The sequence below is a fragment of the Streptomyces sp. SID486 genome (genome assembly GCF_009865385.1).
Taxonomy (GTDB): Bacteria; Actinomycetota; Actinomycetes; order Streptomycetales; family Streptomycetaceae; genus Streptomyces.
This window is the reverse complement of the sequence record NZ_WWJT01000408.1, coordinates 1-10,209: the sequence shown is the minus strand read 5'-3', so window position 1 is coordinate 10,209 and position 10,209 is coordinate 1. Positions and strand designations below refer to the sequence as shown.

Annotated in this window: 6 protein-coding genes; 5 read left to right on the top strand and 1 reads right to left on the bottom strand. The window is 71.7% G+C overall.

Going from position 1 to position 10,209, the window contains the following annotated elements; all coding sequences use genetic code 11:
- Nucleotides 1-270: 270 nt before the first annotated feature.
- The 5 genes from GT045_RS19720 to GT045_RS19700 all read left to right on the top strand — a co-directional run bounded on the left by GT045_RS19720 (nt 271) and on the right by GT045_RS19700 (nt 6,861).
- Complete coding sequence (locus GT045_RS19720) at nt 271-1,587, top strand: sugar ABC transporter substrate-binding protein (protein ID WP_161297171.1); 1,317 nt, start codon at nt 271-273, stop codon at nt 1,585-1,587.
- Nucleotides 1,588-1,595: 8 nt separating this feature from the next.
- Nucleotides 1,596-2,582, top strand: a complete 987-nt coding sequence (locus GT045_RS19715; RefSeq protein WP_161334947.1) for a sugar ABC transporter permease — start codon at nt 1,596-1,598, stop codon at nt 2,580-2,582.
- A 34-nt stretch (nt 2,583-2,616) separates the two neighbouring features.
- Nucleotides 2,617-3,456, top strand: coding sequence for a carbohydrate ABC transporter permease (locus tag GT045_RS19710; protein WP_161297182.1), 840 nt, complete (start codon nt 2,617-2,619; stop codon nt 3,454-3,456).
- A 29-nt stretch (nt 3,457-3,485) separates the two neighbouring features.
- Nucleotides 3,486-4,850, top strand: a complete 1,365-nt coding sequence (locus GT045_RS19705) for a GH1 family beta-glucosidase (RefSeq protein ID WP_161297178.1) — start codon at nt 3,486-3,488, stop codon at nt 4,848-4,850.
- A gap of 136 nt (nt 4,851-4,986) precedes the next feature.
- Nucleotides 4,987-6,861, top strand: a complete 1,875-nt coding sequence (locus GT045_RS19700) for a discoidin domain-containing protein (RefSeq protein ID WP_161297180.1) — start codon at nt 4,987-4,989, stop codon at nt 6,859-6,861.
- 71 nt (nt 6,862-6,932) lie between these two features.
- Here GT045_RS19700 and GT045_RS19695 read toward each other — a convergent pair.
- Nucleotides 6,933-10,209 (bottom strand): DNA methyltransferase (locus tag GT045_RS19695; RefSeq protein WP_202528483.1); only part of this gene is annotated, 3,277 nt, incomplete at its 5' end.

The window sequence follows — 10,209 nt, the reverse complement described above, 5'->3', positions numbered from 1 at the left end:
CCTCGCTGTGAGCACCCGGCCGTGCGGACCGCCCCGCCGTCGGCACCGCCCTGCCGTGGGCACCGCCCCGTCGGCCGGACGGTGCCCACGAGCCGGCGCGACACGGACGGCCGGGGCCGGCCGGCGCCCGCGAAGGCCGTCACAGGCCCCCGACGGGCCGGTCCGGACCGGATCGGGCTGTCGAATCCCTTGACGAGGGCCCCTCGTGCGGATTAACTCACGTCCTAAATTAAGTCATGAGTACAACCCCCGAAGGGACACCGGGAAGCCATGCGCAGCATCCGAGCCGCGGCCGTAGGCGCCGTCACCCTGTCACTCGCCCTCGCGGCCACGGCCTGCGGGGGCGGCTCGTCCACCGGCGGCGGGTCGAACGACTCCCCGAAGACGCTGACGTACTGGGCCTCCAACCAGGGTGCCAGTCTGGCGGTGGACAAGCAGGTTCTCCAGCCCGAGCTCGACAAGTTCGAGAAGCAGACCGGCATCAAGGTGAAGCTGGAGGTCGTGCCCTGGTCGGACCTGCTCAACCGGATCCTGACCGCGACCACCTCCGGTCAGGGCCCGGACGTGCTGAACATCGGCAACACCTGGAGCGCCTCCCTCCAGGCGACCGGCGCGCTGCTGCCGTGGGACGCGAAGAACTTCGCCCGGATCGGCGGCCGGGACCGGTTCGCCGACACCGCGCTCGGCTCGACCGGTGCCCAGGGCAAGGACCCGGCCGCCGTCCCGCTGTACTCGATGGCGTACGCCCTCTACTACAACAAGAAGATCTTCGCCGACGCCGGCATCACCAAGCCCCCGGCCACCTGGGCCGAGTTGACGGCCGACAGCAAGAAGATCCAGGCCAAGGGCAAGTCCGCGCTCGGCGCCGAGGGCTCGAACCTCTCGGAGAACATCCACCACGTCTTCGTCTTCGCCAAGCAGCACGGCGCCGACTTCTTCACCGCCGACGGCAAGCCGGACTTCACCAGCCCCAAGGTGGTCGAGGCGGTCAAGAGCTACGTCGACCTCATGGCCAAGGACAAGGCCATCCCGACGGGCGACGCCGAGTACGCGCAGAACCAGTCGGTGAGCGACTTCGCCAAGGGCAAGCAGGCGATGCTGCTGTGGCAGTCGGCCGCCGCCAACCTCAAGTCCCAGGGCATGAGCGAGGACTCCTACGGCATCGCGCCGGTGCCGGTGATCTCCGGCACGCCCGGCTCCGGCACCCAGGTCAACTCGGCGGTCATGGGCATCAACATGGCCGTCTTCAAGAACACCGACAACCTCGACGGTTCCACGCGGTTCGTGAAGTTCATGACGTCCGACGAGGAGCAGAAGATCCTCAACAAGGCATACAGCTCCATCCCGCCGGTCAAGTCCGCCCAGTCGGACGCCGCGTTCAGCAGCCCGGCCACCGCGGTGCTGAAGGACACCCTCGCCACCAGCGCGGCGGCCCTGCCCCAGGTCCCGTCCGAGTCGCAGTTCGAGACGGCGGTCGGCACGGCCGTCAAGGACCTGTTCGCCGACGCCGCCGCCGGGCGCGCCGTGACCGCCGAATCGGTCAAGGCGAAGCTGCAGAAGGCCCAGCAGCAGATGCCGGCGGCGTGAGCCCGGACATGACGACCACCGCCTTCAAGGAGCCGGTGCGCCAGGCGGCCCCCGGTGCGGCGAGCGAACCCCGCCGCCGCCCCGGGCGGCTGCGCCGCGTCTCCCTGCCGTACCTGCTGCTCCTGCCCGCCCTGCTGCTCGAACTCCTCGTCCATCTGGTGCCGATGGTCATCGGCATCGTGATGAGCTTCAAGGAACTGACCCAGTTCTACATCCGGGACTGGGGCACCGCCCCCTGGTCCGGTCTCGGCAACTACCGGGTGTCGGTGGACTTCGACGCCCCCGTCGGCGAGGCCCTGCTGCACTCCTTCTTCGTCACCGTCGGCTTCACGGTGCTGTCCGTCGGCCTGTGCTGGCTGATCGGCACCGCCGCCGCGGTCTTCATGCAGGACACCTTCCGCGGACGCGGACTGCTGCGGGCACTCTTCCTGGTGCCGTACGCGCTGCCCGTCTACGCGGCCGTCATCACCTGGGTGTTCATGTTCCAGCACGACAACGGCCTGGTGAACCACGTCCTGCACGACCAGTTGCACCTCACCGACGAGCGGTCGTTCTGGCTCATCGGCGACAACAGCTTCTACGCCCTGCTGACCGTGTCGGTGTGGAAGGGCTGGCCGTTCGCCTTCCTCATCGTGATGGCCGGGCTGCAGAACATCCCCCGGGAGCTGTACGAGGCCGCCGCGCTGGACGGCGCCGGCACATGGCAGCAGATCCGCCGCATCACCCTGCCCTCGCTGCGCCCGGTCAACCAGGTGCTGGTGCTGGTGCTGTTCCTGTGGACGTTCAACGACTTCAACACGCCGTACGTGCTGTTCGGCAAGTCCGCGCCCGAGGCCGCCGACCTCATCTCCGTCCACATCTACCAGGCGTCGTTCGTCACCTGGAACTTCGGCACCGGTTCGGCCATGTCCGTCCTGCTGCTGCTCTTCCTGCTCGTCGTCACGGGCGGGTACCTGCTGTTCACCTCGCGCGGAAAGAGGGCCGCCGATGTCTAGCCCCCGCCCGCCGATGGCCGGCACCCGCTCGCCGATGGCACCGCCGCGCTCGTTCCTGTGGTCCCGCCGGATCTTCCTCACCCTGCTCGCCGGGTTCGTGCTGACCCCGGTGTACGTGATGGTCTCCAGCTCGCTGAAGCCGCTCGCGGACGTCACCGGCAGGTTCCGCTGGCTGCCCAGCGGTCTGACCGTACGGCCGTACGTCGACATCTGGTCGACGGTCCCGCTCGCCAGGTACTTCGTGAACTCGCTCATCGTGGCGGGCTCGGCGACGGTCCTCTCGGTCGTCATCGCGGTGTTCGCGGCCTACGCCGTCAGCCGGTACCAGTTCCGGGGCAAGCGCGTGTTCACGGTGACCGTGCTGTCGACGCAGATGTTCCCCGGCATCCTCTTCCTGCTGCCGCTGTTCCTGATCTACGTCAACATCGGCAACGCCACCGGCATCGCCCTGTTCGGCTCCCGTGGCGGTCTGATCCTCACCTACCTCACCTTCTCGCTGCCGTTCTCCATCTGGATGCTGATCGGCTACTTCGACTCGGTACCGCGCGACCTGGACGAGGCGGCGCTGGTGGACGGCTGCGGCCCGCTGCGCGCCCTGTTCAGGATCGTGGTGCCGGCCGCGATACCCGGCATCGTCGCGGTCGCCGTCTACGCCTTCATGACGGCGTGGGGCGAGGTGCTCTTCGCGTCCGTCATGACCAACGACACCACCCGTACCCTCGCCGTCGGCCTCCAGGGCTACTCCACCCTCAACGACGTCTACTGGAACCAGATCATGGCCGCCTCGCTGGTCGTCAGCGTGCCCGTGGTGGCCGGCTTCCTGCTGCTCCAGCGCTATCTCGTCACGGGTCTGACGGCGGGCGCGGTCAAGTGACCACCACCCCTGATCACGAAGGAACTTCCGTGTCCGAACGCATCGACCTCGCCGCCTTCCCGCACGACTTCCTGTGGGGCACGGCCACAGCGGCGTACCAGATCGAGGGAGCCGTGGCCGAGGACGGCCGCGCGCCCTCGATCTGGGACACCTTCTCCCACACCCCCGGGAAGATCGCGAACGACGACAACGGCGACGTCGCCTGCGACCACTACCACCGCTGGCGCGAGGACATCGGCCTGATGCGGCAGCTCGGAGTCGACGGCTACCGCTTGTCGGTGGCCTGGCCGCGCGTGGTCCCCGGCGGTACCGGACCGGTGAACCCCAAGGGCCTGGCGTTCTACGACGAGCTGGTGGACGGTCTGCTGGAGGCGGGCATCACCCCCTCCGTCACCCTCTACCACTGGGACCTGCCGCAGGCGCTCCAGGACCGCGGCGGCTGGCCGGAGCGGGACACCGCCCTGGCGTTCGCCGAGTACGCCGGGGCCGTCGCGTCCCGGCTCGGTGACCGGGTGAACCTGTGGGCCACCCTCAACGAGCCGTCCTGCTCGGCCTGGATCGGCCACCTGGAAGGCAAGATGGCCCCGGGTCTCACCGACCTCACCGCGGCCGTCCGCGCCTCCGCCCATCTGCTCCTCGGCCACGGCCTCGCCACCCAGGCGATCCGGGCCGCCGCCCCCGGCGCGCAGATCGGCATCGTCAACAACCTCTCCACGGTCCACCCGGCCACCGACCGCCCCGAGGACGTGGCGGCGGCCCGCCGGCACGACGGCCATGTCAACCGCTGGTGGCTCGACCCCGTCCACGGCCGCGGCTTCCCGGCGGACATGGTGGAGACCTACGGTGTCGAACTGCCGCTGTCCGACGGGGACCTGGCGGACATCGCCGCCCCGCTGGACTGGCTCGGCCTGAACTACTACTTCCCGGCGTACGTCGCCGACGACCCCGAGGGGCCCGCGCCGTACGTCCGTTCCGTCCGGCGCGAGGGTGTCGCGCGCACCGGTATGGACTGGGAGATCGACGCCTCCGGCATCGAGACGCTGCTGCTCCGGCTCACCGAGGAGTACGGCGCCCGCAAGATCTACGTCACCGAGAACGGCTCCGCCTATCCCGACGTGGTGCGCCCCGACGGCAGCGTGGAGGACCCCGAGCGCCGTGACTACCTGGAGGCCCACCTCGCGGCCTGCGCCTCGGCGGTGCGCAGGGGTGCCCCGCTGGCCGGTTACTTCGCCTGGTCGCTGCTGGACAACTTCGAGTGGGCGTACGGCTACGAGAAGCGGTTCGGCCTGGTCCACGTCGACTACCGCACGCAGGTCCGCACGATCAAGGGCAGCGGCCGCCGGTACGCGGACATCGTCCGCGTCCACCGCGGCCAGACCCGCCGGGCCGCCTGAGCCCGGCCCGGAAGGCCGGTGGACACGGGCGGGCAGCCCGTGTCCACCGGTCCCCCCACGGCTCACGAATGTCATGTACGTGACACTCGTGTGGTCGTGGATCAGGAAGTGCACCTCCACCCCAGAGGAGAGCCGTATGCACACCCGCGTCCCCCGCACCCTGCTCGCGGCCCTGGCCGCCACGGCCCTGCTGTGCTCGGGCCCGCTCCTGGCCGCCCCCGCAGCCGCGGCCCCCACCGCCGCCGCCTGGGACACCGACCGGGCGGCCGCCGCCTACGCGGTGAACCCGGCGGCCGTCACCGCCTCCGGCAGCGAGAACGCCGGCACCGCCCCCGGCCTCGCCTTCGACGGCAACGGCGCCACCCGCTGGTCCAGCAACTTCGCCGACGACGCCTGGCTCCGCGTCGACCTCGGCTCCGTGCTCCGCGTCGACCGGGTGACCCTCGACTGGGAGGCCGCCTACGGCAAGCGGTACGTCCTGGAGGTCTCGAAGAACGGCACCGACTGGACGCCCTTCTACACCGAGACGGCCGGCACCGGCGGCTCGGTCACCGCGCACACCTACCCGCAGGAGGTCACCGGCCGGTACGTCCGCCTGCGCGGCCTCGAACGCGCCACGCCCTACGGCTACTCCCTGTGGAACTTCAAGGTCTACGGCGGCGAGCCGGCCCCGGCGTCGGCCACCCGCACCAACCTGGCCCTCAATCACCCCGCGTACGCCGACCACTACCAGGACGCCGGGCACTCACCGGCGTTCCTGACCGACGGCGGCTGGCCCGCCGACCTCAGAGGCGATGCCAGCCGCTGGTCGAGCGACTGGAACAAGGACCGGTGGGTGTCGGTGGACCTCGGAGCGCCCTCCACGATCGACACCGTGGACCTGTACTGGGAGTCGGCCTACGCCGTCGACTACCTCCTCCAGGTCTCCGACGACAACCGCACCTGGCGCACGGTCTACGAACCGTCCGCCGCCGACATCGCCGCCCGCCGCGCCGACGTCAAGGCCCCCGGTGACGCGGCGGGCCTGCACGACACGGTCAGGCTGCCCGCACCGGCGACCGGACGCTACGTCCGCATGCTCGGCAAGGAACGCCGCTCCTTCTATAACCCGGCGCCCGCCACCGCCCAGTTCGGCTACTCCCTCTACGAGTTCCAGGTGTGGGGGACCGGCGGCAGCGCCGTCGCCGCCTACCCGGCACTCCCCGCCGATCCCCCGGGCAGCTACCGGACCACCTTCTTCGACGACTTCACCGGCGCGGCCCTCGACCGCACCAAGTGGCGCGTGGTGCGTACCGGCACCGAGATGGGCCCGGTCAACGGTGAATCCCAGGCGTACGTCGACTCCCCGGACACCGTCGCCACCCAGAACGGCAGCCTGCTGCTGAAGGCGAAGTACTGCAAGGGCTGCACCCACGCGGGCGGCGGCACCTACGACTTCACCTCCGGCCGCATCGACACCAACACCCACTTCGACTTCACCTACGGCAAGGTCAGCGCCCGGATGAAACTGCCGGTCGGCGACGGCTTCTGGCCCGCCTTCTGGCTGCTCGGCAGCAACGTCGACGACCCCGCCGTCTCCTGGCCCGCCTCCGGCGAGACCGACATCATGGAGAACATCGGCTACTCCGACTGGACCAGCACGGCGCTGCACGGCCCCGGCTACTCGGCCGACGGCAACATCGGCGCCCGCCAGACCTACCCGAACGGCGGCACGGCCGACCAGTGGCACACCTATGCGGTCGAATGGACGCCGACGGCGATGCGCTTCCTCGTCGACGACCGCCTGGTCCAGGAGACCACCCGCAGCACACTGGAGTCGACCCGCGGCCAGTGGGTCTTCGACCACAACCAGTACGTCATCCTGAACCTCGCCCTCGGCGGCGCCTACCCGGCCGGCTGGAACAAGGTCACGACCCCCTACTGGGGCCTTCCGCAGTCCAGCGTCGACAAGATCGCGGCCGGGGGAGTGCGGGCCGAGATCGACTGGGTACGGGTGGAGCAGAAGGGCTGACCCGCATCCCGGGGGCCGGCCCCCACTGGTGGGGCCGCTAGCCCGGCTGGTGGGCCGCCCCGCCGGGTCGCTCAGGGGGCCGGGTGCCGCGGGCCCCGGCCCGGCGGCGGGCTCAGCGTGGACGCGTGGTCCCGCCCTTCCACCAGCGGGGCGCCGGGGCCGGCACCTGCGGCGGCCATGCGGTCGTACTCGGCGAGGATCAGCTCCTTCGTACGGTAACGGCCGTACCGACGCACGTCGTTACTCCGGGTGACGTGGAAGGTGTCCAGCACGTACGCCGTGTCGTCGCGGGAGACGCCGTACAGGTGGAAGAAGAAGGCGTCCAGCTCCGCCCGCAGGATCTCCCGGCGCTCGGGGTCCCAGCGGAACGGTGGACCGACGTCGCCGAGTTCGCGGGCGAACCCCGCCAGGTCGTGCGCGGTGTAGACGAGTTCGGCCAGGCGCGGCAGGAGGAAGCCGGCGTGCCGGGCCAGGGTCCGCGGCGCGGGGACGGGGAGCTGGCGGACCACGAAGTAGCTCAGGGACGTCCCGCCGACGCACTGGCGGGCCGCGTAGTCCAGGACGAACGAGGACCACACGCCCGCCAGCAGCGCGGCCCCGTCCGTGAGCGCGAGCATGAACTTGTGGCCGAAGCCGTGCGCGGGGGCGACGGCGCAGATCATGGTGCGCTCGTTGCTCTGGTTGGTGATGTCCCGCCAGCCCAGCACCCAGTCCCGCCGCCAGCCCCGCGCCGCCAGCCGCGAGCGGACCCCCGCCGCCCGGACCTCGCGTCCCCGGCGGCCGAACTCGCCGGTGGCGACGTCCCCTTCGGGAACCCAGTAGCGCGGCACCGGGCAGGCCCCCGCGTCCTGGTGCCGCTCGTCCGTGAGCCGGGGCAGCGTGCCCTTGTTGAGCTGCTGGTCGGTGGCGCCCTCGTAGGTGGAGAAACGGTGGTCGTAATGGTGCAGCATCTTGGCCTCGTACAGCGGCAGCAGCCGTTCCTCGCCCCGCACCAGCACGTTGCCCTTCGGGTTCCAGCCCTCCTCCCGGAGGTTCTCCAGGGTCTCACCGCGCTGTGCGTCGGGCCGGAAGACGGCGGAGTCGTTCGCCATGTCGAACATGCGCAGGAACGTCACCTCCCACGGGTTGCCGTCCGGGCGCGACTCGTCCACGAGCACCGGTACCCGGCGGTGGATCCCCAGCGTGATCTCGGCGTCCCGGCGGCTGCCGAACACCGGGCAGGTACCGGTGTTGGGGTTCATCCGCAGAATGTCGTCCGCCGTCAGCCGGTAGCGGCGCCCGGCGATCTGCGCCGCCCGGCGCACCTTGAACACCAGTTGCGCCGGCTCGTCCGGGTCCCCGGTGCCGCGCAGCGTGAGCAGGCAGAACCGCAGCTGGTTGTGGACCCCGGGGAAGATCCTGTCCTCGTTCTCGAAGTCGTACAGGGCCGCAAGCCTGCCGTGCGTGACCAGGTCCTTGAAGAAGAAGCGGGTGGTCGCGTCCGTCGCGATACCGGTCGGCACGATGATCCCGGTGCGCCCGCGCGGTCCGGTCAGCGTGCGGCCGGTCTCCGCGAACACGGCGTACGTGTTGATGTCCCCCCGGCCGGTCAGCGGATACCGGCCGCTGGTGCGCAGGAAGTGGCTCTCGCCCTCGGAGCGCCGCTTGGCCGCCTCGAACTCCGCCAGCAGCAGCCGCCCGTCCGGGTCCTGGCGCAGTCCGGCGATGGCCCGCTTGCGGGCCGCCGCGTTCCTCGCCCGCGCGATCGCGGGGCTGCGCCCGGCGAAGAACTCCTGTTCCTGGAGCTTGACCCGCTCCCACGGCGGATTGCCCAGCACCGCGTCGAACCCGCCCGCCCAGCCCGTCTCCGGCCGGACCGCCGCGCCGGAGGCGGGCACCGGGAAGACCTCCGGGAACTCCAGATGCCAGTGGAAGAAGCCGTACGCCTCGCGCAGCCGCACCACCTCGGCGTGCGTGGCCTCCGGCACGGCCGCCCGGTCGCCCGCGCACAGGGCCCTGAACATCCGCTCGGTGGGCGCCTGCGGCGCCTGCGGCCGCTTGGGCCACACGAAGGCCGCACACCACAGGTCGGCCGGCTCCCGCAGGGGCCCGGCCGCGGCCGGGCCGGGCGGCCGTCCGGCACCGCCCGCCCGCTCGGCCCGGTTGCGTCTTTGCAGCTCGACCGCGGTCTTCCGGTCGTCGCCCACGACCGGCTTGAAGGCGTCGGTGGGGACGCCGCCGGCTAGGAGCGCCGGGGTCGCGCCGACCAGCCCGTTGCCGTGCTTGAGGTGGGCGTCCAGGAAGCCGAGCGGCCTGCCCGGCTCCGCCGCCTCCAGCCACAGCGCGACCTTCGCCAGCTCCACCGCCGTCGGATCGAGGTCCACGCCGTACACACACCGGGTGACCACCTCGTCCAGGGCGCGGCGGACCGCGCCCGGGGAGGGCTCGCGGGTGCCTTCCCGGGCCGCCGCCACCCGCCCGGCGATCCGGCGGGCCGCCGCCACCAGGAAGTGGCCGGAGCCGCACGCCGGATCGCACACCCGCAAGGACAGCAGCTCCCGCACGATCGCCCCGGCCGGGTCGCTCTCGCCCGCTCGGCCCGCCGACGCCTCGCCGCGCCGCACCGCGCCCTCGATCACCGGGTCCAGCGCGGACTCCAGCAGACTCTCCACCAGCGACGCAGGTGTGTAGTAACTCCCGCTGCTCCGCCGTGCGTTGCCCGCGGCCTCGATCAGCTCGAACCGCAGCTCCGCCGCGCCGTACACGGGCTCCAGCCCCAGCAACGCCTCGTGGACCGAGCCCAGTTCCCCGGCGTCGAGCCGCCCGTGGTCCACGGCCCCCAAGGGCCCCGAACCGTCCTCGCCCACCTGGCACAGCCCGCGCACCGCCGCGAACAGGGCCTCGTCGGACAGCTTCAGCCCGCGCAGCGGGGCATCGGCGTCCGTCTCGGTGAACAGGCCGCCAAGGCCCGGCAGACCCAGCTCCGGCCGCCCCCGTTCCCGGCCGAGCGCCGTCAGGACCAGGCACAGCGCCGCGTAGCGGTCGCCGTGTGCCGTGCCGCGCCTCCCGCGGGCGTGCGCGCGCAGCCGGGCGGACGAGAAGTACCGCTCGTACCGCTCCCGGGCCGAGGGGTCGGCATCGGGCGCGAGCAGCGCGTCCCGGTCCTCGGCCACGAAGACGAACAGCAGCCGGTACACCAGTCGCAGCAGCGCCGTCCGCAACTCCCCGGGGCGCACCTCCGCGCGCAGCGCCCCGTTCTCCGGGTGCCGCAGGAAGCCCGTGCCGAGCACGGTGACCGCCTCCCGCGCGCCCCGGCGCAGCCGCTCCAGTGTCCGGGCGCCCCCCGCACCGGCCTCCGCGCGCCGCAAC

What these genes read in the sequence shown, in the direction of transcription:
- GT045_RS19720 (WP_161297171.1), top strand. Translation starts at nt 271, where the DNA reads ATGCGCAGCATCCGAGCCGCGGCCGTAGGCGCCGTCACCCTGTCACTC.
- GT045_RS19715 (WP_161334947.1), top strand. Translation starts at nt 1,596, where the DNA reads ATGACGACCACCGCCTTCAAGGAGCCGGTGCGCCAGGCGGCCCCCGGT.
- GT045_RS19710 (WP_161297182.1), top strand. Translation starts at nt 2,617, where the DNA reads ATGGCACCGCCGCGCTCGTTCCTGTGGTCCCGCCGGATCTTCCTCACC.
- GT045_RS19700 (WP_161297180.1), top strand. Translation starts at nt 4,987, where the DNA reads ATGCACACCCGCGTCCCCCGCACCCTGCTCGCGGCCCTGGCCGCCACG.